Genomic DNA, 21,747 nt, shown 5'->3' with positions numbered 1-21,747 from the left:
GGTCGCAGCAGAATAAGCGAAGCGGGCTGCAAGCCATGCCGAATTTGCACTGACGACACGTACCGGCACCGTTCGGCACGTATTCGCCCGGCAGAATATGCCGCCCCTCAGCCCCGCATGTCTTTCCATTTATACCACGCGCCGACCAGCGGCAGGAACCATGGCTTGCCGAAATGGCCGGGAATGGCGGGCCATGCCAGATCGGCCAGCGGGTTCAGCCCCGCCTCGCCCAGAATCGTGCGCGCCATGCGTTCGCCCATCGCCACCGACATCTGGGTGCCATGGCCGCTATAGCCCGTTGCGTAATGAATCCCGTCGCGCACCCCGGCGCGGGGCAGGCGGTCGGCGGTCATGTCGACGATCCCGCCCCAGGTATAGGCGATCGGCACATCCTTCGCCGCCGGCAGCAGACGGGCGAGTGCCTGCACCAGCACCTCTCCGCTTCTGGCATCGCTGCTCGGCGACGACAGCGCGAACCGGGCGCGCCCGCCGAAGATCAGCCGGTCATCCGCCGTCAGCCGGAAATAATTGCCGATGTTGCGCATCGTCGTCACATTCCGCCGCCCCTGCATCACCCGCCGCACCAGATCGGGGGCCATCGGCTCGGTCGCGACGATGAAGCTGCCGATCGGCACGATCCGCCGCCGCAGCCAGCCGAACGGTCCGTCCATCGACGCGCCGGTCGCCAGCAGGACATGATCGGCAGCGATCGTGCCGAGCGGCGTCGTCACCCGCATGCCCCCGCCCTGCCCCGGTTCGATCGCGGTGACTCGCGCCCCTTCGACGACACGCGCGCCTTGACGGGCGGCGGCTTCGGCCAGCCCGACGACGAAGCGGCCGACATGGAGCGACGCGCTGCGCGGAAAGATCAGCCCGCCATAGGCGTCGGGCGATCCGATCTCCGCCGCCAGCGCATCGCCGGTGACATGGCGGATGTCCGGTTCGACCGTGCTCGCCAGATAATCGGCAAGCGGGGCGAGCTTGGCGGCGTGTTCGGGCTTGTCGGCCAGCTTCAGCTTGCCGTTGCGCACAAAATCGCAATCGATCCCTTCCTCGGCGACGATCGCCTCGACCCGGTCGACGCCTTCGTCGAATACGCGATAGAGTTGCGCCGCCGCCTCGAAACCGATGCGATCGGCCAGCGCGCGCAGGTCACCGGCAAGGCCGTTGTTGCACTGTCCGCCGTTGCGACCCGACGCTTCTCCCCCGATCCGCCCGGCTTCCAGCACCACCACATCGGTGCCGTGCATCGCCAGCGTGCGCGCGGCGGAAAGGCCGGTCAGGCCACCGCCGATCACGACGACGCTTGCCCGCGACGGCAACGGTGCTTCGACCGATCCGGAAAAGCGCGGGCTGGTTTCCAGCCAATAGGATGCGAGTTTCATGGTCCTGCCTTCACCACCGCCGATTCGACACGCCTAGCATGGCGGCAACGGCAGGATGTCATGGAAGGCGGGTCGGACGCGCGGTTCGGATCAACGACGGAAGCATCGCTCCGGCATAAAATTCCGCGATGTCGATGGCGCTGGATGGGCATCCGATGATGCGCCATGGCGCGAGTGACGGGGCTCGAACCCGCGACCTCCGGCGTGACAGGCCGGCGCTCTAACCAACTGAGCTACACCCGCTCTCTAGCGAGGAGGCGGCCTTTACGGAGCCGCGCCGGGGCTGTCAACGCCGCTATTGGCATTTCCCGCATTTCGCCCCGGCGGCGGCACGTCCTGAACCAGCGTGCCGTGTTCGAACAGGAAGCCGGCGATGTCGGGTTTGCCGGCCCCCTTCAGCACCGTCTGGATGATGATGAGCAACGGCACGGCGAGCAACGCGCCGGGCGTGCCCCAGACCCAGCCCCAGAAGCTCAGTGTGATGAGGATCATCAACGGATTGATCGTCAGGCGGTGGCCGACGACCAGCGGGGTGATGACGTTCGCTTCCACAAGATGCGCGCCGACCATGATCGCAGCGGGCAGCAGTGCCCACCATATGTCGGTGAAGGTCATCAATCCGCCCAGCGCCAGCAGCAGCGCGGCGAAGATCGGTCCCAGATACGGGACGTAATTCAGCAGCGCGACGATCCCGCCCCACATCAGCGGCGTCGGCATCCCGATATACCACAGCGCGCCTGCGACGACGACGCCCAGCATCAGGTTGATGAGGGTGATGGTGCCGAGATAGGCCGAGGTATCGTCAACCACGTTCTGGATCACCCGCGCCGTCGCCATCGCGCCGCCGAAGCTGCTGCGCCCGGTGATCGCCGCGCGGCGCAAATTGGTCCAGCCGGCAAGGAAGAAGTAGATCACGAGGATCGCGAAGAACATCTCCAGCAATGCCGATGGCGCCGAGGTCGTGACGAGATCGAGCAGCGACTGCGGCGGGGCGACGCTGCTGGCGGTCTGCTTGGCGGGCGCGGTCGCGACATTGGCGATCAGGCCGTTCACGAACTTTTCCAGACTGGCATAGAAATCGATCAGCGGCGCGACATTGTGCTGCACGCGGTCGATGCGGTCGGGCAGTATCTGTGCCCAGCCCCATGCCGGCACGACGATCGATGCCAGCGCCCCGTTGGCCACGATCAGGAACAACATCACGCAAAAGAAGGCGGCCAGCGGCGCGGGAACGCGGTGGCGTTCCTGCCATTCGAGCAGCGGGACCAGCGCGATGGCGATGACGATCGCGGCGGTCAGCGGCAGGAAGAAGCGCGCGCCCGCCTGCAACGCAAAGGGCAGCGCCAGCACCAGCCCGATCCCGGCGATGAGCGTCAGCGCGGCCAGCAACCGGTCCCGGCGCAGCTCCTCGGTCGGGGCGTCGATCACCGCGTCGACCGGATCGGCCGGCGGCGTGGCGGCCGTACCGGTCGCCCCCGCGCGGTCGACCGGCGGACGGGAAGCGATGGAGTCGGGTGCGGAATCTGCCATGAAATCTTTCTAATCGCTCGCGGCGACCCGCGCCATCGGCGGCGTAACGCACGGGCGCCGGATTTGCGCCATTGCGGGCCGACGGATATGGGCATCGCCCGGCATGGGGCCGGCGGACTGGAGTAATGACGGACGACCAACGGGCGCCTGCCCCCCTCCCCCCGGCATTGCGCGCCGTCGTCGACGATCTGCACCGGCTGTCGGCGATCGACCGGCGACGTCGGCTGATCCCCATCGCCGGGCGCGATTTCGCATCGAACGACTATCTGGGGCTGGCCGGATCGCCCGCACTGCGTTGCGCCGTCGAGGACGCCGTGGCGCGCGGGGTGCCGGTCGGATCGGGTGGATCGCGGCTGCTGCGCGGCAACCATGCCGAACATGAAGCGCTGGAGGCGGAAGCAGCGACATTCTTCGGCAGCGAAAGCGCCTTGTGGTTCGGCAGCGGCTTTTCCGCCAATGCCGCGCTGCTGGCGACGTTGCCGCAGCGCGGCGACCTGATCGTCCACGACACGCTGATCCATGCCAGCGCCCATGACGGGATTCGGATGGCGCGCGCGCCGTCGGTCGCGGCCGGCCATAACGACCCGGACGCGATCGAGGATGCGATCCGGGCGTGGCGGCGACAGGGCGGCACCGGCAGCCCGTGGATCGCGGTCGAGAGCCTGTACAGCATGGACGGCGACCGCGCGCCGTTGTCGGCGCTGGCAACTGTCGCGGCGCGGCACGATGCGATGCTGCTGATCGACGAAGCCCATGCGACCGGCGTGTTCGGTCCCGATGGCCGGGGCCTCGCCGCCGACCTGGAGGGGCAGCCGAACGTCGTGACGCTGCGGACCTGCGGCAAGGCGCTGGGCAGCGAGGGGGCGTTGATCTGCGGGCCGGTGGTCGTCACCGATTTCCTGGTCAACCGCGCGCGTGGATTTATCTTCTCGACCGCCCCCTCCCCGGTGATGGCGGCGGCGGTGCGGGCGGGGCTACGTATCCTGCGTAACGAACCGGAGCGGCGGGCAATACTGGCCGAACGGGTCAGGCTGGCGGGCGAACGGCTGGGGCCGCTGGGGGCGAGCGTCAGCGGGTCGCAGATCCTGCCGCTGATCGTCGGCGAAGATGGCCGGGCGATGGCGCTGGCCGAGGCGTTGCAGCGGCGCGGGTTCGACATTCGCGGCATCCGCCCGCCGACCGTCCCCGCCGGGACCGCGCGGCTGCGCATCTCGCTGACGCTCAACATCGATGCGGGCGACATCGCCGCGCTGGGCGACGCACTGGAGGAAATGGCATGACCGTGATCGTCGTCACCGGCACCGGTACCGATGTCGGCAAGACGGTGTTCGCCGCCGCGCTGACGGCGGCGCTGGGCGCATCCTATTGGAAGCCGGTGCAGGCCGGGACCGACGACGGGACCGACCGCCAACGCGTCGCCCGGCTCGCGGGCATCGCGGCCGACCGCATCCTGCCCGAAGCCTATGCGCTCGCCACCCCCTGTTCGCCGCATCGCGCGGCGGCGATCGACGGGGTGACGATCGACCTCGACCGGCTCGCGCTGCCGCAGGTGACGGGGCCGCTGGTCGTCGAGGGGGCGGGCGGCGTGCTGGTCCCGATCGTCGGTACCACGACCTTTGCCGACCTGTTCGCGCGCTGGTGGCAACCGGTGGTCCTGGTGGCCCGCACCGCGCTGGGCACGATCAACCACAGCCTGTTGTCGATCGAGGCATTGCGCGCGCGGGGCGTGCCGATCCGGGGCATCGCCTTCATCGGCGATGCGGTGCCCGACAGCGAGGAGACCATCGCGCGGCTGGGCGACACGAAGCGGCTGGGGCGGCTGCCCTTCGTCGAGCAACTGACTCCCGACGCATTGGCCCGCGCCTTTGCCGCCGGATTCGACGTGGAGGATTTCCGGTGAGCGCGGTGTGGCATCCCTTCACCCAGCACGGGCTGCGCGAACCGATCCCGCGGATCGTGCGCGGCGACGGCGCGGCGCTGTGGAGTGCCGACGGGCGGCGGATCGTCGATGCGATCTCGTCATGGTGGGTGACGACGCATGGTCACAACAACCCGCGCATCGCCGCCGCCATCGCCGAACAGGCCAGTCGGCTCGACCAGATCATCTTTGCGGGGCACACCCATGAACCGGCCGAGACGCTGGCGGCGGGGCTGTGCGCGATGCTGCCCGATGCGCTGACCCGCGTGTTCTTTTCGGACTCCGGGTCGACCAGCGTCGAGGTCGCGCTGAAGATGGCGCTGGGATATTGGCGCAACCGGGGCGAGGGCCGGCACCGCATCCTGGTGCTGGAGCATGGCTATCACGGCGATACAATCGGCGCGATGTCGGTCGGCGCGCGCGGCGTGTTCAACCAAGCCTATGCCCCGCTGCTGTTCGATGTCGGATCGATCCCCTTCCCCGATCCGGGCCGGGAACAGGCGACCTATGACGCGCTGGCGGCGGCGTGTCGGGGCGGCGCGGCGGCGTTCATCGTCGAGCCGCTGGTGCTGGGCGCGGGGGGGATGCGAATGTATCCGCCCGCCGTGCTGGCGGAGATGCACCGTATCTGCCGAGTGCACGACGTGCTGTTCATCGCCGACGAGGTGATGACGGCATGGGGCCGCACCGGCACGCTGACCGCGTGCGAACAGGCCGGGGTCGTGCCGGACATATTGTGCCTGTCGAAAGGGTTGACCGGCGGTGCCATCCCGCTAGCGGTGACGATGGCGAGCGAGGCGGTATATCAGGCGCATTACGGGCCGGACCGGGCGACGATGTTCTTCCATTCGTCGAGCTACACCGCCAATCCGATCGCCTGCGCCGCCGCCAACGCCAATCTGGCGATCTGGCTCGAGGAACCGGTGGCGGAGCGGATCGCGACACTGGGCGACCGGCAGGCGGTGCGGCTGGCGACGCTGGCCACGCACCCCCGCGTGTCGGGCGCGCGGCGGCTGGGGACGATCGCCGCGTTCGAGCTGGACAGCGACGAGGGCTATCTGTCGGATCGCGCGCCGCGTTTGATGGCGCGGTTCCGTGAGGCCGGGCTGCTGCTGCGCCCGCTGGGCACGACGCTGTACGTCATGCCGCCCTATTGCATCGAGGAGGACGATCTGGATGCGATCTATGCGGCGCTGGGCGAGGCGTGCGACGCGGGGTGATCAGGTCGCGGCGTTCCTGCGCCGCGTTTCCCAGCCCTTGCGTGCGGCGGCGGAGCGGTCGGCGGCAGGACGCTTGGCCGCCTTGCCGCCGCGACGGGCCGATCCGTGGCTTTCGGGCTTGCCGCGACCGGAACCGGACTTGTTGCCGCCGCCCGAATCCTTGTTCACAGTCGCCCAGGCGCGGGCTTCCGCTTCCTTTTCGGGCAGCCCCCGCTCCGCATAGCCTTCCGCGATATGCTGTGCCTTGCGCTTCTGCTTGTCGGTATAGCTGCTCTTGTCACCGCTCGGCATGTCCGACCTCCATCACAACAGACGACGGTCCGAACGATTCACGGTTCAGGCCGGTTTCAAGCCGAAAGGATCGAGGCATATAACGCGTGATAGCGTTCGGCCATCGCCTCCACCGAGAAGCGTTCGGCGACGATGCGGCGGCAGTCCGCGCGGTCGATCTCGCCGACCCGCTCGATCGCGGCGATCGCTTCGTCGAGCGTGTCGACGAGGAAGCCGTTGACGCCATGCTCGATCAGTTCGGGCATCGATCCGCGGTTATAGGCGATGACCGGCGTGCCGCACGCCATCGCCTCCACCACCGACAGGCCGAACGGTTCGTCGAAGCCGATCAGGTGGAGCAGCGCCCTCGCACCGCCCAACAGGTCGGTCCGCGCCTTGCCGCCCACGGCGCCGTGATAGACGACGCGATCACCGTCGACATGCGACTCGACATCCTCGCGCCAATAGCGGTCGTCCTGCACGATGCCTGCCATGTGCAGGCGGCGGCCGCTGGCGTGCGCGGCGGCGATCGCGGCGGCCGCACCCTTGTCCGGGTGCATTCGGCCGAAGAACAGCAGGTCGTCGCTGCCGGTCGCGTCGAACGGGAAGTCGTCCAGCGGAATGCCGTGATGGATCGTCGCGGCATAGCGCAGCGACGGGTGCCGGTCGGCATCGCTGATCGCGACATATTGCACCCGGTCCTGATAGGGCGCGTACATCGGCAGGATGCGGTCGGACGAAAAGCCGTGGATGGTCGTCACCATCGGCGTGTCGACCAGCCCGGAAAAGGCGTGGGCCGGGAAATCGGCCTGGTTGTGGATCAGGTCGAACTCCCCCGCGCGCTCGAACACATGGGCGAGGTGCGCGAACTCCCATACTTTCGCGTCGATCGACGGGTCTTCACTATAGGGTGCGGGCACGACACCAGCGAGCGTCGCGGCGGTGATACTGTCCTGCGTGGCGAACAGCGTCACGTCGACGCCGCGCGCAACCAGCGCCTCGGTCAGCAGGCTGGTGACCAGTTCCCATGGGCCATAGTGGCGCGGCGGCGTGCGCCACGCGATCGGGGCAATCATCGCGATGCGCATCAGTCGACTTTCAGGATCAGCCCCTCGGCGGGGCGCAGATGGTGGAGATCGGCGACATCGCCATGGGTCGAGAGGACGATCCGTCCCGGTTCGATCGTGATCGTGGCGGGATGGTCGCCAAGATTCAGGGCGATGCGATAGCCACCCCGGCGATAGGTCAGGGCGTTGCCGACCGCGCGGACGTCGTCGATCGGGCCGGTCGCCAGCGCGGGCGTAGCGCGACGCAGCGCCAGCAGGCGGCGATAGAGGCTGAGCATCGACGCGGGGTCTTCCGCCTGCGCGGCGGCGTTGAGCGGCAGGTGCGCAGGGTCGATCGGCAGCCAGGGATCGCCGGTAGTGAAGCCGCCGCTCGCGTCCCACGGCAGCGGGGTCCGCACCGGATCGCGGCCCAACCCCAGACCCGGCTCGCGCAACTCGCGCGGGTCCTGTACCTTGTCCTGCGGCACCTGCGCATCGGTCAGGCCGAGTTCGTCGCCCTGATACAGCGTCGGCGTACCGCGCAGCGTCAGCAACAGCATCGCCGCCACCCGCGCCTGTGCGTTGCCGATGCGGGTGGCGATGCGCGGGCGGTCGTGGTTGCCCAACACCCAGTTGGGCCAGCCGCCGTCGGGCAGCGCCGCCTCATAGTCGACGATGCGCGCGGCGAGTTCGGCGGCGTCCCATTTCGCCTCGATCAGCTGGAAATTGAACGGCAGGTGGACGCCGGGCGCTTCTTCCGTGCCGTAATAGGTCATCAGCTTGGGGATCGGCAGATAGATCTCGCCGACCAGCACCGCGTCATATTCGTCCGCCTGTTTGCGCATCGCGGTGGCGATGGCGTGGACCTCGGGCTGATCGGTCGAATGCAGTTGCAACACGCGGTGCATGTCGCCCATGCCTTCGTGGAAATCGGGGTTGGGCGGATTGTCGGGGAAGTTGGCGTGCTTGACCATGTGCCACTGCACATCGATGCGGAACCCGTCGACGCCGCGTTCGAACCAGAAGCGCATCGCCGCGAGCATCGCCGCCTGCACGTCCGGATTGCGCCAGTTCAGGTCCGGCTGTTCGGGCAGGAAGGCGCGCGAATAATATTGGCCGGTCGCCGGGTCTAGCGTCCATGCCGGCCCGCCGAAATCGCTGATCCAGTTGTTGGGCGGTCCGCCATCGGCGGCGGGATCGCGCCAGATATACCAGTCGCGTTTCGGATTGTCGCGCGACGACCGGCTTTCGACGAACCACGGATGCCGATCCGAACTATGGTTCGGCACGAAGTCGAGCAACACGCGGATGCCGGCGGCGTGCGCCTTTGCCAGCAGCGCGTCGAAATCAGCGAGCGTGCCGAAGCGTGGATCGATGCCGGTATAGTCCGCCACGTCATAGCCGAAATCGGCCATCGGCGAGGGATAGATCGGGGAAATCCAGATGGCATCCACCCCCAGGTCGACCAGATAATCGAGACGGTCGGCGATGCCGTTCAGGTCACCGATGCCGTCCCCGTCGCTGTCGGCGAAGGAGCGTGGATAGATCTGGTAGATGGTGGCGGCCTGCCACCATGGTTGCGCGGATGAAACGATCACCCGCGGACAAGCCGCCAGCGGGCAAATCGTTCCGCCTATTCGAACTCCATGATGACCGCATCGACCGCAAGGCTGTTGCCGGCGGCGTGCGCGATACGCGCGACGGTGCCGGGACGTTCGGCGCGGAGGATGTTTTCCATCTTCATGGCCTCGACCACCGCCAGCGGCTGTCCGGCCTCGACCTTCTGCCCTTCGGCCACCTCGACGCGGGTCAGCAGGCCCGGCATCGGGCACAGCAGGAAGCGCGAGAGGTCGGGCGGGACCTTTTCAATCATGTGCCGGGTCAGCGCGGCGACGTGCGGCGGCAGGACGCGGACGATGTGCGACGCACCGCGCGCGGTCAGCTTCCACCCGCCGATGGTGCGCGCCACCCGCACGGCAAGCTCGCTGTCGTCGATCCGCGCGACGACAAGACGCTGCGACGGACGCCAGTGCGTCACCACGTCGAGCGGCACATCGCCGTCGATATTGACCAGCAGTCCGCCTTCATAGCCGTCGACACAGATGTCGAAGCGATGGTCGCCGATAGTGACGATGCGTTCGGTCGACGGCGCAGGGCGCGTGCCGAGCTGCCCGTCGATCGACCGGGAGCGGTACGATTGCTCGAGATCGACCAACACCGCGACCGCCGCCAGTTGCTTTAAAAGCGCCATATCGGCCGGCGCGCCGTGGAAGCCGTCCGGATATTCCTCGGCAATGAACCCCGTGGTCAGTGCGCCTGCGCGGAAACGGGGATGCTGCATGATCGCCGACAGGAAATCGATATTGTTGCCGACCCCGGCCAGTTCGAACCGGTCGAGCGCCACGACCTGCGCATCGATCGCTGCCTCGCGCGTCGGTGCCCAGGTGATGAGCTTGGCGATCATCGGGTCGTAGAACATGCTGACCTCGCCGCCCTCGACGACGCCGTCGTCGACGCGGGTGCGGGGTACCGCGTTATCGAGCGACGTCGTTCGTGGAGCCCCCCCTCCACCATGCTTCGCATGGTCCCCCTCCCCGTTCCGGGGAGGATCATATCGTACCAGCCGCCCGGTGCTGGGCAGGAAGCCGCGATAGGGGTCTTCGGCATAGACGCGGTTCTCGATCGCCCAGCCGGTCAGCTTCACGTCATCCTGCGTGAAGGCGAGCGGTTCGCCCGCCGCGACGCGCAGCATCTGTTCGACCAGGTCGAGACCGGTGATCTCTTCGGTCACCGGATGTTCGACCTGCAGCCGGGTGTTCATTTCGAGGAAGTAGAAACTCTCCCCCGTCACGTCCGCGCCGGAGACGATCAGTTCGACGGTACCGGCCGAATAATAGCCGACCGCGCGGGCAAGGGCCACCGCCTGTTCGCCCATTGCCTTGCGCATCGCCGGCGTGACGAAGGGCGACGGCGCTTCCTCGACGACCTTCTGGTGGCGGCGCTGGATCGAGCATTCGCGCTCGCCGAGATAGACGATGTTGCCGTGCTGGTCGCCCAGCACCTGGATTTCGATGTGGCGCGGGCTTTCGATGAACTTCTCGATGAACACGCGGTCGTCGCCGAAGCTCGCCAGCCCCTCGCGCTTCGTCGCCTCGAAGCCCTCGCGGACGTCCTGCTCGCTCCAGGCAAGGCGCATCCCCTTGCCGCCGCCGCCGGCCGAGGCCTTCATCATCACCGGATAGCCGATGTCGGTCGCGATCCGCACCGCCTGCTCGGTATCGGCGATCTCACCCAGGAACCCGGGGACGACGTTGACGCCGGCCGCCTGCGCCAGCTTCTTGGATTCGATCTTGTCTCCCATCGCGGCGATCGCGTTCGGCGGCGGACCGACAAAGGCGACGCCCGCATCGGCACAGGCCCGCGCGAAGCTCTCGCGCTCCGACAGGAAGCCGTAGCCGGGATGGATGCAGTCGGCGCCGGTCGCCTTGGCCGCCATCAGGATCAATTCCGGATCGAGATAGCTCTGCGCAGCGGGTGCCGGCCCCAGCCGGACGCTCTCATCCGCCATCGTCACATGCGGCGCGCGCGCGTCGGCGTCGGAATAGACCGCGACGGTCGCGATCCCCATCCGCTTGGCGGTCCGCATCACGCGGCAGGCAATTTCCCCGCGATTGGCGACCAGAATCTTCTTGAACAAATCGCTCTCCTTGTCTGCCCCGTGTTTTCGGGGTCAGCGTCAACCGCCGCGCAAGTGGCGCAATGCCTGTGTCCGCGCGATCGTCATACGTTCCATGCACGCAAAGCGCACCAATGACCGGGCGTCGCCGCCATCGGCGTTGCGGCCATTGACACCGCCTTCGAGTACGCATTGCGTATCGCGAAATTTCAGCCACGCCCGCTGGCTCTCCAGCAACGCGGCGGCATAGCCGAAACCGCCGCCGCGGGTCGGATCGCGGGCGTCGCGCGCCTGCATCGCCGACCGCGCTACCCGCCATTCGCGGCTCATGTCCCGGTCGGCGACCTGCCAGCCCGATTCGGCACAACGGTCCGCCGCGACCTGGGTCGGGGCCTTGGCGCAATTACCGCCCACCGCATCGGCCAGGAGCAGCAGGCTCAGCAGCATCCGCTCTTCCGCATCGGTTCTTCCCCAACCATTGGCGTCATGCCCAGCTTCGCCAGCAGCGCCGCGTCGGCGTCGTCGCCGGCATTGCCGGCGGTCAGCAGCCGGTCGCCGGTGAAGATCGAATTGGCGCCCGCCATGAAGCACATCGCCTGCGTCGCATCCGACATGCTTTCGCGACCGGCGGACAGGCGGACCATGCTCAGCGGCATGGTGATGCGCGCTACGGCGACGGTGCGGACGAATTCGATGTCGTCGATCTTGGCCAGCGGGGTGTCGGCCAGTATGTTGCCCAGCACCGTGCCCTTGACCGGAACCAGCGCATTCACCGGCACGCTTTCCGGGTGGCGCGGCAGCGTGGCGAGCGCGTGGACAAAGCCGACGCGGTCGCCGCGCGTCTCGCCCATGCCGACGATACCGCCGCAGCACACGTTGATACCCGCTTCACGGACATGCGACAGCGTATCGAGGCGGTCGTCGAAGCTGCGCGTCGTGATGACGTTGGCGTAGTTTTCGGGCGAAGTGTCGATATTGTGATTGTAATAATCGAGGCCCGCGTTGCCCAGCCGCTGCGCCTGATCCGGCGTCAACATGCCCAGCGTCATGCAGGTTTCCATGCCCATCGCGGCCACGCCCTCGACCATCGCCACGATCCTGTCCATGTCGCGGTCCTTGGGGTTGCGCCACGCAGCACCCATGCAGAAGCGCTGCGATCCGGCGGCCTTCGCCTCGGCCGCACTCGCCAGCACGGCGTCGACGTCCATCAGCTTTTCGGCCTTGAGCTGCGTATCGGCGCTGGCCGACTGCGAGCAATAGCCGCAATCCTCCGGACAGCCGCCAGTTTTGATCGAGAGCAAAGTGCAGAGCTGGACCTGGCCGACCGCATGGTGCGCGCGGTGGACGGTCTGGGCGCGGTACATCAGTTCGTTGAACGGCAGGTCGAACAGGTCGGCGATCTCCGCGCGGGTCCAATCGGTGCGGACCTCGCCCGTTCCGATTGCCGGGGCAGCTTCGACAGACGCAATCACATTCATTCCACAGTCTCTCCAACCGGCGGCAGGTTGTGGCCAAGCAGTTTCAGCACCTCCGCCGCCGCATGGACCAGGTTGGTGCCCGGTCCGAAAATCGCCGCCACCCCGGCATCGCGGAGCAGCGCATAATCCTGCGGCGGGATCACCCCGCCGGCAATCACGCGAATATCACCACGGCCAGCGTCGCCCAAGCGCGCGATGAGTTCGGGGATCAGCGTATTGTGGCCGGCGGCAAGGCTGGAGGCGCCGACCACATCGACCCCTTCGGCGATCGCCAGTTGCGCGGTTTCCTCAGGCGTCTGGAACAGCGGGCCGGATACGATGTCGAAGCCGAGATCGGCAAAGGCGCTGGCGACGACGTTCGCGCCGCGATCATGGCCGTCCTGCCCCATCTTGGCGACCAGCATCCGGGGCTTGCGCCCCATGCGACGTTCGACGGCCGCGACGCCCTCTCCAGCGCGCAGCCAGCCGTCATCATCGGCATGGGCCGGGCCGTAGATACCCTTGACCGGCGTCACCGACACGGCGTGGCGACCGAAGGCGACCTCCATCGCCGCCGACATCTCGCCCAGCGTCGCACGGGCGCGGGCGGCAGCGACGCATAATGCCAGCAGGTTGCCCTGCCCCCGCGCGCCATCCTGCAACGTGGTCAGCGCCGCCTGTGCCACGGCCTCGTCCCGCTCGGCCTTGACCCGTTCGATGCGGCGGATCTGGTCGGCGCGGACCTTGGCATTGTCGATCGAGAGGATGTCGATCGGGTCTTCCTCCGCCAGCCGGTATTTGTTGACGCCGACGATGACGTCCTCGGCACGGTCGACCCGCGCCTGCCGGGCGGCGGCGGCGCGTTCGATATGCTCCTTGGGCAGTCCCGAGTTCACGGCGTCGATCATGCCGCCCGCTGCCTCGACCTCCTCGATCAGCGCCCATGCCTTGTCAGCCAGTTCCTTCGTCAGCGCCTCGACATAATAGCTGCCGCCCAGCGGATCGACGACATGGGTCATGCCCGTCTCTTCCTGCAGGATCAGCTGCGTATTGCGCGCGATCCGGGCGGAGAAGTCGGTCGGCAGGGCGACGGCTTCGTCGAGCGAGTTGGTGTGGAGCGACTGGGTGCCGCCGAAGGTCGCGGCCATCGCCTCCACGGTCGTGCGGACGACGTTGTTGTACGGGTCCTGCTCGGTCAGCGACACGCCGCTGGTCTGGCAATGGGTGCGCAGCATCTGGCTGCGGGCGTTGCCGCCGAAATCGGCGATGATCCGGCTCCACAACGTGCGCGCGGCGCGCAGCTTCGCAATCTCCATGAAGAAGTTCATGCCGATGCCGAAGAAGAAGGACAGCCTCCCGGCGAACGCGTCGATGTCCAGCCCCCGCTCCAGCGCCGCGCGGACATAGGCCATGCCGTCGGCCAGCGTGAACGCCAGTTCCTGCACCGCCGTCGCCCCGGCCTCGTGCATGTGATAGCCGCTGATCGAGATGCTATTGAAGCGCGGCATATGCTCGGCGGTATAGGCGATGATGTCCGACACGATCCGCATCGATGGCTCGGGCGGATAGATGTACGTGTTGCGGACCATGAACTCCTTGAGGATGTCGTTCTGGATCGTGCCGGACAGCTTCTCCGGGCCGACGCCCTGCTCCTCCGCCGCGACGATGTAGAAGGCGAGGCACGGCAGCACCGCGCCGTTCATCGTCATGCTGACCGACATGGTGTCGAGCGGGATGCCGTCGAACAGGATCTTCATGTCGTCGATCGTGTCGATCGCGACCCCGGCCTTGCCCACATCGCCGGCCACGCGCGGATGGTCGCTGTCGTACCCGCGATGGGTGGCGAGGTCGAAGGCGACCGACAGTCCCTTCTGCCCGGCCGCGAGGTTGCGGCGGTAGAAGGCGTTCGATTCCTCGGCGGTCGAGAAGCCGGCATATTGGCGGATGGTCCAGGGACGCCCGGCATACATCGACGCCTTCACCCCGCGCGTGAACGGCGCGAAGCCCGGCAGGCCCGGATCGGGTGCGTCGGCGGCGGTGTAGAGCGGCTTGACCGCAATCCCCTCCGGCGTGTTCCAGGTCAGGTCGGCGTCCTTCACCTCGCGCGCGGCGAGCTTCTGCCAATCGTCGAGGGTCGGGCCGGTCATCGCATGGTCCCTATCGCCGGACGGGGGGTCAAGTCGAGGCGGGTCATGTCAGGCTCCGGAGAAACGCGGTGTACGCTTGGTGAGGAAGGCGGTGCCGCCTTCGACCGCATCGCCGGTCGCGCGGGCGGTGCGCTGCGCCGCCGCCTCCTGCACCAGCGCGGCGGGATAATCGTGGTCGAGGGCGTAGGCGAGGTTGCGACGCATCAGGCCGAGCGCAACGGTCGGCCCCGCCGCCAGCCGCCGGGCGAGCGCCATCGCCTCGTCCTCCAGCGCGGTACCATCGACGACGGCGTGGATCATGCCCCAATCGAGCGCGGTGGCGGCGGCCACGCGTTCGCCGAGCATCATCATCCGGGCGGCACGCGCGCGGCCGATCAGGCGCGGCAGCATCCAGCTCGCCCCGCCATCGGGGACGAGGCCGATATTGACGAAGGCCTGCAGGAAATAGGCATCGTCGGCCGCGACACAGAAATCGGCGGCAAGCGCGAGGCTGCACCCGATCCCCGCCGCCGCGCCACGCACCGCGCTGACGACGGGCACGGGCAGGTCGGCGATCGCCTGCAGCGTGGGGTTATAGTGGTTGGTGAGCGCCGCATGGGTCATGGCGGGGGCGTCATCGCCGCCGAGCGCCGCCATGACGTCCGCGCCCGAGCAGAAGGCGCGCCCTGCCCCGGTCAGCAACACCGCCCGCGCGCCGTCGAGACGGGCAAGCGCATCGCGGATCGCATCGAACATCGCCGGCGGCGCGGCATTCAGCCGGTCGGGCCGGTCGAGCGTGATGCGCAGCACGTCGCCGTCGCGCGCCACCCGGATATCGCCTGCCATCGAATCGCTCTCCCGTATCTTTTGATACGGTTTGCGGAAGCTGGCCGGCGATTGCCAGCGCAAACGAAAGCGCGGCGGAGTTGCCCCCGCCGCGCACACCCAGGCCGTAACGGCAGGCTTACCAGAAAATGTCGTACTCGACGTCGACCACCTGGCCCGAACGGACATCCACCAGCAGCGCATCGTTGTAATAGCGCACCCAGCGATATGGCCCCCACACTTCCGGCAGGCGATAATAGAAGGGGTCGTTGATCCAGTAGTTCGATCCGAACAGGAACGAATTCAGCGTCACGCCCACGCCGAACCGGCGATAGCCATAGCCCCAGCCCGACGGCGCATAGTAGCGCGGCAGGCGGTAAAGGCCGCGATTCTGCTGACGGTACCGGCTCCAGTCGTAGCGGTCGTCACGACGCCAGCCGCGATCCCACTGTCCGCCACGCTCCCACCGGTTGCCCCGGTTCCAGTCACGGTCGCCCCGGTTCCAGTCGTCGCGACCCCAGTCGCGGTCGCGGGTATTGCGATCCCAGCCGCCATTCTGCTGCTCGCGACGCCATTGCTCCCGACGCCACTGCTCCCGGCGGTCACGATCGAGCTGGCCCCGGCCATCGGTGCGCGGCCAGTCGCGGCGCAGCGCCTCGCGATCGATCTGTCCCTGTGCATCGCGCGGCGGGGTGCGGTAACCGCGGTCGGGGCGCGGCGCGGGCGACGGCTCCGGCCGCCAACCGCGATCGCCACGATTGCCCTGCTGCCAGTCGCGGCGCAGCGCTTCGCGGTCGACCTGCCCGTCGGCGTCCCGCACCGGACGCGGCCGGTCGAAACCGCCACGGTCACCGCGGTCACCGCGCTCCTGCCAGCGGGGTGCGTCGCCGCCGCGCTGCGGCTCGTTGCGCTGCTGCTCCATGCGCGGACGTTCGGGGCGCGGCTGCGGCGCTTCGACGCGGATGTCGCTGCGGAATTCGGCACGGGCACCGGGCATCTCGCCACCGGGCGAACGTTCGATCCGCTCGCGACCGCGCGGCCCGCGCAACTCCGGCTCGGCCTGTGCCATGGCCGCCGTCGGGACCAGCGCCGACACGCTCAACAGGGCCAGCAAGAAACGGCTCTTCATTGTCTGCCTCCACCGCCGGATGTCGCCGGCTACGATGGATGCGGTTTATTACGGTCGCGATCAACCGTGGCTGAATGGCGGTGACAGCCAATTGAAAGAATATCGGCTACTTCGTCGGCGGCGTCAGCGCGGGCGTCTCGCGCGCGGCCTCTGCGCGGTCGATGCCCGGGCGCGGCGGGGGTGCCAGCGTCGCATCGCCGCGCGCGGCGGCGGCCGCCTGTCGCACCGCATCGATCAGCCGGGGATAGATGCCGCAGCGGCACAGATGGTTGAGCGCGGCGGCGATCTCCGCTTCGCTTGGGTTCCGATTCTGCCGCAGCAGCGCGACCGTCGCCATGACGAAGCCGGGAATGCAGAAGCCGCATTGCACGACCTGCGCCGCCAGGAACGCGGCCTGTACCGGATGGCTGCGGTCGCGGGCCAGCCCCTCAATCGTGGTGACGAAGGTGCCTTCGAGGCTGCCGATCGTCACCTGGCACGACTTCACCGCGCGGCCGTCGACATCGACGGTACACGCCCCGCAATGCCCGGTGCCGCAACCATATTTGGTGCCGGTCAGGTTCGACACGTCGCGCAGCGCCCACAGCAGCGGCGTTTCCGGGTCGAGCCGATATTCCTGCGGCAGGTTGTTGACGGTGAAGCGGCTCATGCGGGCGACCTTGTAGGGGGCATCGCCGTAGGACGCCAAGCCGAAACGCGTCGTTTCCATGCACGGCCTTGAGTCCGGCGGGTCGAGGCGCGACCTATCGGCCATGACGCTCCCCACCCTGTTCGTGCCGCATGGCGGCGGTCCCTGCTTCTTCATGAACCCCGGCGCGGCGCCCGACCCGCTGTGGCGGCCGATGCAGGCCTATCTGGCCGGGCTGATCGATTCGCTGCCGGAGCGGCCGCGGGCGATCCTGATGGTGTCCGGCCATTGGGAGGCGGATCGGTCGACCGTCCATGTCGGTGAGCGACCGTCGTTGCTGTTCGACTATTACGGCTTCCCCGAACACACTTACCACTTGCGCTGGGACGCGGCCGGGGCGCCGGACGTGGCGCGGCGGGCGGCGACGCTGCTGGAGGAGGCAGGATTCGCGACCGGCGAAGAGGCAGAGCGCGGCTGGGACCACGGCGTCTTCATTCCGATGATGGTCGCGATGCCCGATGCCGACATCCCGCTGGTGCAATTGTCCCTCGAGCGCTCGCTCGATCCGGCTGCGCACATCGCGATGGGACGCGCGCTGGCGCCGCTGCGCGACGAAGGCGTGCTGATCGTCGGGTCGGGCATGAGCTTCCACAATCTGCGCGCACGGGGGCCTTCGGTCACGCCGATCGCGGAGGAATGGGATGCGGCGCTGACGGCCGCCGCGACCGATCCCGACCCGACCGCGCGGGCCAAGCGGGTCGCAAGCTGGGAAAGCTTCCCCCACGCCCGCTTCGCGCATCCGGAGGCCGAGCATCTGTTGCCGTTGATGGTGGCATTGGGAGCAGGCGGCGAGGATGAAGCCGTCCGCGACTATCGCGATGTCGTCATGGGGTGGGTCGTGTCGGGCTATCGCTTCGGGTGACGCAAGAATATTGCGCTTCGCCCCTTCCTGCTGGCACAAGGGCGGAAACGCCCGACCAACGGGCCAAGGAGAGACGATGCTCGAAGCACTCGAAGCGCTGGAACAGCGTCGCGCGGCGGCCCGTGCCGGTGGCGGCGAAAAGCGGGTCGCGGCGCAACATGCCAAGGGCAAGCTGACCGCGCGCGAACGGCTGGACGTGTTGCTCGACGAAGGGTCGTTCGAGGAATACGACATGTATGTCGAACATAACTGCGTCGATTTCGGAATGCCGGATCAGGTGTTCCCCGGCGACGGGGTGGTCACCGGATCGGGCACGGTCAACGGCCGGCTGGTCTATGTCTTCAGCCAGGACTTCACCGTGTTCGGCGGGTCGCTGTCGGAACGGCACGCGCAGAAGATCTGCAAGATCATGGACATGGCGATGAAGGTCGGCGCGCCGGTCATCGGGCTGAACGATTCGGGCGGTGCGCGCATCCAGGAGGGCGTCGCGTCGCTTGGCGGCTATGCCGAGGTGTTCCAGCGCAACGTGCTGGCCAGCGGCGTGGTCCCGCAATTGTCGCTCATCATGGGACCGTGCGCGGGCGGCGCGGTCTATAGCCCGGCGATGACCGACTTCATCTTCATGGTGAAGGACTCGTCGTACATGTTCGTGACCGGTCCCGATGTGGTGAAGACGGTGACGAACGAGGTCGTGACCCAGGAGGAACTGGGCGGCGCGGTCACCCACACCACCAAGTCGTCGGTCGCAGACTGCGCGTTCGAGAATGATATCGAGGCGCTGCTGGCGGCGCGCGACTTCGTCGACTTCCTGCCCGCCAGCAACCGGACCGGGGTGCCGACCCGGCCGAGCGACGATCCGTGGGACCGCATAGAACCCAGCCTCGACACGCTGATCCCGCCCAGCGCCAACCAGCCCTATGACATGCACGAGCTGATCGTGCGGACGCTGGACGATGGCGACTTCTTCGAGCTTCAGCCGTCCCATGCCGGCAACATCATCATCGGTTTCGGCCGGATCGAGGGGCGCACGGTTGGCGTCGTCGCCAACCAGCCGATGGTGTTGGCCGGGTGCCTCGACATCAATTCGTCCAAGAAGGCCGCGCGGTTCGTGCGCTTCTGCGACGCGTTCGAGATTCCGATCGTGACGTTCGTCGACGTGCCGGGCTTCCTGCCGGGCGTGGGGCAGGAGCATTCGGGCATCATCAAGCATGGCGCCAAGCTGTTGTTCGCCTATGCCGAGGCGACGGTGCCCAAGATCACGGTCATCACCCGCAAGGCCTATGGTGGCGCCTATGACGTGATGGCGTCGAAGCATCTGCGCGGCGACCTGAACTATGCATGGCCCACCGCCGAGATCGCGGTGATGGGCGCGAAGGGCGCGGTGGAGATCATCTTCCGCTCGAAGGACCCGGCCGAGGTGGCCGCGCGCACGGCGGAATATGAGGCGCGCTTCGCCAACCCGTTCGTCGCGGCGAGCAAGGGGTTCATCGACGAGGTGATCCTGCCGCATTCCACCCGGCGGCGGGTGGCGCTGGGGCTAAGGAAGCTTCGGAACAAGCAACTCGAAAACCCGTGGAAGAAGCATGACAATATTCCGCTGTGAGATCCTCCCCGGCACGGGGAGGGGGACCGTCCGCAGGATGGTGGAGGGGGGCGTCCTGCTCCACCACGGTTGCACGGCGGGGTGCACCCCCTCCACCAGCTTCGCTGGTCCCCCTCCCCGTACCGAGGAGGATGTATGACCATTGGCCGATTGAACCATGTGGGGGTCGCCACCCCGTCGATCGCGGCGTCGATCGCGATGTATCGCGAGTTGCTCGGCGCAACAGCGATCGGCGAACCGTTCGACCTGCCCGCGCAGGGGGTGAAGGTCTGTTTCATCGACGCGCCCAATACGCAGATCGAGCTGATCGAGCCGTATGACGACCGCTCGCCGATCACCGGGTTTCTGGCGAAGAACCCGGCGGGCGGGCAGCATCATCTGTGCTTCGAGGTGGCGGACATCCACGCCGCCGTCGCCGGGCTGGTCGCCAAGGGCGCGCGGGTGTTGGGGGAACCGCGGATCGGGGCGCATGGGACGCCGATCATCTTCGTCCATCCGCGCGACATGGGCGGCGTGCTGGTCGAGTTGATGGAGACGCCGGAGCATTGATCCACCGTCATCCCGGCGAAGGCCGGGATCCATGGTCGCGGACGGTTTCGATGGAGCCGATGACATCCGACACAATGGATTCCGGCCTTCGCCGGAATGACGGGTGCCCCCTCGACACTCCTCCCCCTATCTGGTTGAACGCGCGCCATGAATACGCCTGTCCGTAAAGCACCCGGTGGTCCCTCCCCCGTCCGGGCCGAGTGGGGCCGGTCGGTCGAAGCGACCTTGAGCGCCGTCCCCGGCATCCGCCGCGCCAAGACGGAGGGTGCGGTGCTGTTCGCGCTGACCGGGTTCCTGTCGGACGACGAGTGCGACATGCTGATGGCGACAATCGATGCCGGTCGCCGCAAATCGACCTTGCTGACCACGACCGACGATCCCAATTTCCGGACCAGCGACAGCTGCGACCTCGACCGCTGGCATCCGTTGCTGCAACCGATCGACGAGAAGATCGCCCACCTGCTGGGCATTCCGCCGGAGCATGGCGAGACGATGCAGGGCCAGCGCTATGCGCCGGGGCAGCAGTTCCGGGCGCATAACGACTATTTCAACGAGAACGAACCCTATTGGGCGTCAATGGCGGTGCAGGGCGGGCAGCGGACATGGACCGCGATGGTCTATCTGAACGAGGTCGAACAGGGCGGCGCGACGTGGTTTCCGCAGGCCGGGGTGCGGTTCAATCCGCGGCCGGGGATGCTGATCGCGTGGAACAACATGAACCCCGATGGCAGCCCCAACCTCGCCACGCTGCACGAGGGCATGGCGGTGGTCGAAGGGACCAAATACATCATTACCAAGTGGTTTCGCGAGCGGCCATGGACCCCGACCATCGAGCCGTGATGGCGGCCAAAGTTCACTAAGTTCACACTTGCCACGGTTTCGTGTCGCTACGTTACCTCCCCATACACCATGTCACTCCGGGTCAAACCCAGGGTGACGGTTTTGGCTGGCGGGGTGGTTGTAGGAAAGTGGAAAGGCGGCAGGCCGTCCGGAGACTGCCTGCCGCCCTGCCGGTTACGCCTTCTTGCGCGCCCGCTTCGGGGCGGCGGCGGCTTCGGTGTCATCGTCCTCGTCGGGGGATTCCTCGCCCGCTTCGGTCAGCGCCTCGCCAAGGGCGCGCAGCTTGTCCTGCGACTTTTCCGACTTCTCGGCGATCCTAGTGGTCGCGGCGCCCAGACGGTGGAGCAGGTCATGGACCCGGTCGCTGTCCGGCGCGTCCTTTTCCAGTTGCTTGCGCAGCGAGGCGAGGTCGCGCAGGATTCCCTTGGCACCCGGTACGTCGGTGTCGGCCAGCGCGGCTTCCCAATCCTCGATCATCGTCGCACCCTTGGCGGGCTTGGTCTCGTCCAGTCCACGATTGATCGCGTTCATCGTTCCGGCGAATTTAACGGCCATGTGAAGGCTCCTCGAACGGCTCGCTGCGGATGCAGCGGCCGGACAACGAGCGAGGTCAGAGCCGGCCC

At 67.6% G+C, this 21,747-nt stretch carries 20 protein-coding genes and 1 tRNA gene; 7 read left to right on the top strand and 14 right to left on the bottom strand.

Annotated features, from left to right (window positions below; genetic code table 11):
- Positions 1-107: 107 nt before the first annotated feature.
- The 3 genes from ASE83_RS03575 to ASE83_RS03565 form a co-directional block, all read right to left on the bottom strand.
- A complete protein-coding gene (locus ASE83_RS03575) occupies positions 108-1,385 on the bottom strand; it encodes an NAD(P)/FAD-dependent oxidoreductase (RefSeq protein ID WP_055783900.1) in 1,278 nt (425 codons plus the stop codon).
- Between the two features lie 166 nt (positions 1,386-1,551).
- A tRNA-Asp gene (locus ASE83_RS03570) sits at positions 1,552-1,628 on the bottom strand.
- A gap of 21 nt (positions 1,629-1,649) precedes the next feature.
- The gene (locus tag ASE83_RS03565) at positions 1,650-2,915 is read right to left on the bottom strand and encodes an AI-2E family transporter (protein ID WP_082443050.1); all 1,266 of its coding nucleotides are present in this window, start codon (positions 2,913-2,915) and stop codon (positions 1,650-1,652) included.
- Positions 2,916-3,040: 125 nt separating this feature from the next.
- On the opposite strand from ASE83_RS03565, the gene ASE83_RS03560 reads away from it, so the two are divergent.
- From ASE83_RS03560 to ASE83_RS03550, 3 genes are read left to right on the top strand one after another with little or no spacing between them, the layout of a single operon-like run.
- Complete coding sequence (locus ASE83_RS03560; protein WP_055783899.1) at positions 3,041-4,195, top strand: 8-amino-7-oxononanoate synthase; 1,155 nt, start codon at positions 3,041-3,043, stop codon at positions 4,193-4,195.
- Positions 4,192-4,815 carry a dethiobiotin synthase gene (gene bioD, locus ASE83_RS03555; protein WP_055783898.1) on the top strand — a complete coding sequence of 208 codons (624 nt, stop codon included), beginning with the start codon at positions 4,192-4,194 and terminating at the stop codon, positions 4,813-4,815. The genes ASE83_RS03560 and bioD overlap by 4 nt, the downstream gene beginning before the upstream one ends.
- A complete protein-coding gene (locus ASE83_RS03550) occupies positions 4,812-6,053 on the top strand; it encodes an adenosylmethionine--8-amino-7-oxononanoate transaminase (RefSeq protein ID WP_055783897.1) in 1,242 nt (413 codons plus the stop codon). The genes bioD and ASE83_RS03550 overlap by 4 nt, the downstream gene beginning before the upstream one ends.
- Here ASE83_RS03550 and ASE83_RS03545 read toward each other — a convergent pair whose 3' ends face one another.
- From ASE83_RS03545 to ASE83_RS03500, 10 genes are all read right to left on the bottom strand, one after another.
- Complete coding sequence (locus tag ASE83_RS03545; RefSeq protein WP_055783896.1) at positions 6,054-6,344, bottom strand: hypothetical protein; 291 nt, start codon at positions 6,342-6,344, stop codon at positions 6,054-6,056.
- A 56-nt stretch (positions 6,345-6,400) separates the two neighbouring features.
- Positions 6,401-7,411 (bottom strand): glycosyltransferase family 4 protein, encoded by a 1,011-nt coding sequence (locus ASE83_RS03540; protein ID WP_055783895.1) that lies wholly within the window; start codon positions 7,409-7,411, stop codon positions 6,401-6,403.
- A complete protein-coding gene (locus tag ASE83_RS03535; protein WP_235512962.1) occupies positions 7,411-8,967 on the bottom strand; it encodes an alpha-amylase family glycosyl hydrolase in 1,557 nt (518 codons plus the stop codon). Before ASE83_RS03535 ends, ASE83_RS03540 begins: the two co-directional genes overlap by 1 nt.
- A gap of 35 nt (positions 8,968-9,002) precedes the next feature.
- On the bottom strand, positions 9,003-11,066 hold the full coding sequence (locus ASE83_RS03530; RefSeq protein WP_055783894.1) for an acetyl-CoA carboxylase biotin carboxylase subunit: 2,064 nt from the start codon (positions 11,064-11,066) through the stop codon (positions 9,003-9,005).
- Between the two features lie 39 nt (positions 11,067-11,105).
- On the bottom strand, positions 11,106-11,492 hold the full coding sequence (locus ASE83_RS03525) for a lysozyme inhibitor LprI family protein (RefSeq protein ID WP_055783893.1): 387 nt from the start codon (positions 11,490-11,492) through the stop codon (positions 11,106-11,108).
- Complete coding sequence (gene bioB / locus ASE83_RS03520; RefSeq protein WP_055783892.1) at positions 11,483-12,523, bottom strand: biotin synthase BioB; 1,041 nt, start codon at positions 12,521-12,523, stop codon at positions 11,483-11,485. The genes ASE83_RS03525 and bioB overlap by 10 nt, the downstream gene beginning before the upstream one ends.
- Positions 12,520-14,649, bottom strand: coding sequence for a methylmalonyl-CoA mutase (scpA, locus tag ASE83_RS03515; RefSeq protein WP_055783891.1), 2,130 nt, complete (start codon positions 14,647-14,649; stop codon positions 12,520-12,522). The genes bioB and scpA overlap by 4 nt, the downstream gene beginning before the upstream one ends.
- Positions 14,650-14,697: 48 nt before the next feature.
- On the bottom strand, positions 14,698-15,474 hold the full coding sequence (locus ASE83_RS03510; protein ID WP_055784452.1) for an enoyl-CoA hydratase-related protein: 777 nt from the start codon (positions 15,472-15,474) through the stop codon (positions 14,698-14,700).
- Between the two features lie 118 nt (positions 15,475-15,592).
- Positions 15,593-16,582 carry an RcnB family protein gene (locus ASE83_RS03505; RefSeq protein ID WP_055783890.1) on the bottom strand — a complete coding sequence of 330 codons (990 nt, stop codon included), beginning with the start codon at positions 16,580-16,582 and terminating at the stop codon, positions 15,593-15,595.
- Positions 16,583-16,688: 106 nt separating this feature from the next.
- Positions 16,689-17,231 (bottom strand): (2Fe-2S)-binding protein, encoded by a 543-nt coding sequence (locus ASE83_RS03500; protein ID WP_055784450.1) that lies wholly within the window; start codon positions 17,229-17,231, stop codon positions 16,689-16,691.
- Positions 17,232-17,334: 103 nt separating this feature from the next.
- On the opposite strand from ASE83_RS03500, the gene ASE83_RS03495 reads away from it, so the two are divergent.
- The 4 genes from ASE83_RS03495 to ASE83_RS03480 all read left to right on the top strand — a co-directional run bounded on the left by ASE83_RS03495 (position 17,335) and on the right by ASE83_RS03480 (position 21,124).
- Positions 17,335-18,132, top strand: coding sequence for a DODA-type extradiol aromatic ring-opening family dioxygenase (locus ASE83_RS03495; RefSeq protein WP_055783889.1), 798 nt, complete (start codon positions 17,335-17,337; stop codon positions 18,130-18,132).
- 76 nt (positions 18,133-18,208) lie between these two features.
- Complete coding sequence (locus tag ASE83_RS03490) at positions 18,209-19,735, top strand: acyl-CoA carboxylase subunit beta (RefSeq protein ID WP_055783888.1); 1,527 nt, start codon at positions 18,209-18,211, stop codon at positions 19,733-19,735.
- A gap of 135 nt (positions 19,736-19,870) precedes the next feature.
- Positions 19,871-20,284: a methylmalonyl-CoA epimerase gene (mce, locus tag ASE83_RS03485; protein WP_055783887.1), complete on the top strand. Its 414-nt coding sequence runs from the start codon at positions 19,871-19,873 to the stop codon at positions 20,282-20,284.
- Positions 20,285-20,431: 147 nt separating this feature from the next.
- Positions 20,432-21,124 (top strand): prolyl hydroxylase family protein, encoded by a 693-nt coding sequence (locus ASE83_RS03480; protein ID WP_055783886.1) that lies wholly within the window; start codon positions 20,432-20,434, stop codon positions 21,122-21,124.
- 174 nt (positions 21,125-21,298) lie between these two features.
- On the opposite strand, the gene ASE83_RS03475 is transcribed toward ASE83_RS03480, so the two are convergent.
- Positions 21,299-21,679 (bottom strand): hypothetical protein, encoded by a 381-nt coding sequence (locus tag ASE83_RS03475; protein ID WP_200921804.1) that lies wholly within the window; start codon positions 21,677-21,679, stop codon positions 21,299-21,301.
- Between the last annotated feature and the right edge of the window lie 68 nt (positions 21,680-21,747).

Source organism: Sphingomonas sp. Leaf32 (assembly GCF_001421765.1).
Taxonomy (GTDB): domain Bacteria; phylum Pseudomonadota; class Alphaproteobacteria; order Sphingomonadales; family Sphingomonadaceae; genus Sphingomonas.
This window is presented reverse-complemented; position numbering and strand designations above follow the sequence as displayed.

Bases quoted from the DNA above. Each gene is read 5' to 3' on its own strand.
- ASE83_RS03475 (WP_200921804.1), bottom strand. From the start codon at position 21,679: ATGGCCGTTAAATTCGCCGGAACGATGAACGCGATCAATCGTGGACTG.
- ASE83_RS03560 (WP_055783899.1), top strand. From the start codon at position 3,041: ATGACGGACGACCAACGGGCGCCTGCCCCCCTCCCCCCGGCATTGCGC.
- ASE83_RS03540 (WP_055783895.1), bottom strand. From the start codon at position 7,411: ATGCGCATCGCGATGATTGCCCCGATCGCGTGGCGCACGCCGCCGCGC.
- ASE83_RS03525 (WP_055783893.1), bottom strand. From the start codon at position 11,492: ATGCTGCTGAGCCTGCTGCTCCTGGCCGATGCGGTGGGCGGTAATTGC.
- scpA (WP_055783891.1), bottom strand. From the start codon at position 14,649: ATGACCGGCCCGACCCTCGACGATTGGCAGAAGCTCGCCGCGCGCGAG.
- mce (WP_055783887.1), top strand. From the start codon at position 19,871: ATGACCATTGGCCGATTGAACCATGTGGGGGTCGCCACCCCGTCGATC.
- bioB (WP_055783892.1), bottom strand. From the start codon at position 12,523: ATGAATGTGATTGCGTCTGTCGAAGCTGCCCCGGCAATCGGAACGGGC.
- ASE83_RS03480 (WP_055783886.1), top strand. From the start codon at position 20,432: ATGAATACGCCTGTCCGTAAAGCACCCGGTGGTCCCTCCCCCGTCCGG.
- ASE83_RS03510 (WP_055784452.1), bottom strand. From the start codon at position 15,474: ATGGCAGGCGATATCCGGGTGGCGCGCGACGGCGACGTGCTGCGCATC.
- ASE83_RS03545 (WP_055783896.1), bottom strand. From the start codon at position 6,344: ATGCCGAGCGGTGACAAGAGCAGCTATACCGACAAGCAGAAGCGCAAG.
- bioD (WP_055783898.1), top strand. From the start codon at position 4,192: ATGACCGTGATCGTCGTCACCGGCACCGGTACCGATGTCGGCAAGACG.
- ASE83_RS03490 (WP_055783888.1), top strand. From the start codon at position 18,209: ATGCTCGAAGCACTCGAAGCGCTGGAACAGCGTCGCGCGGCGGCCCGT.
- ASE83_RS03505 (WP_055783890.1), bottom strand. From the start codon at position 16,582: ATGAAGAGCCGTTTCTTGCTGGCCCTGTTGAGCGTGTCGGCGCTGGTC.
- ASE83_RS03500 (WP_055784450.1), bottom strand. From the start codon at position 17,231: ATGAGCCGCTTCACCGTCAACAACCTGCCGCAGGAATATCGGCTCGAC.
- ASE83_RS03495 (WP_055783889.1), top strand. From the start codon at position 17,335: ATGACGCTCCCCACCCTGTTCGTGCCGCATGGCGGCGGTCCCTGCTTC.
- ASE83_RS03575 (WP_055783900.1), bottom strand. From the start codon at position 1,385: ATGAAACTCGCATCCTATTGGCTGGAAACCAGCCCGCGCTTTTCCGGA.
- ASE83_RS03565 (WP_082443050.1), bottom strand. From the start codon at position 2,915: ATGGCAGATTCCGCACCCGACTCCATCGCTTCCCGTCCGCCGGTCGAC.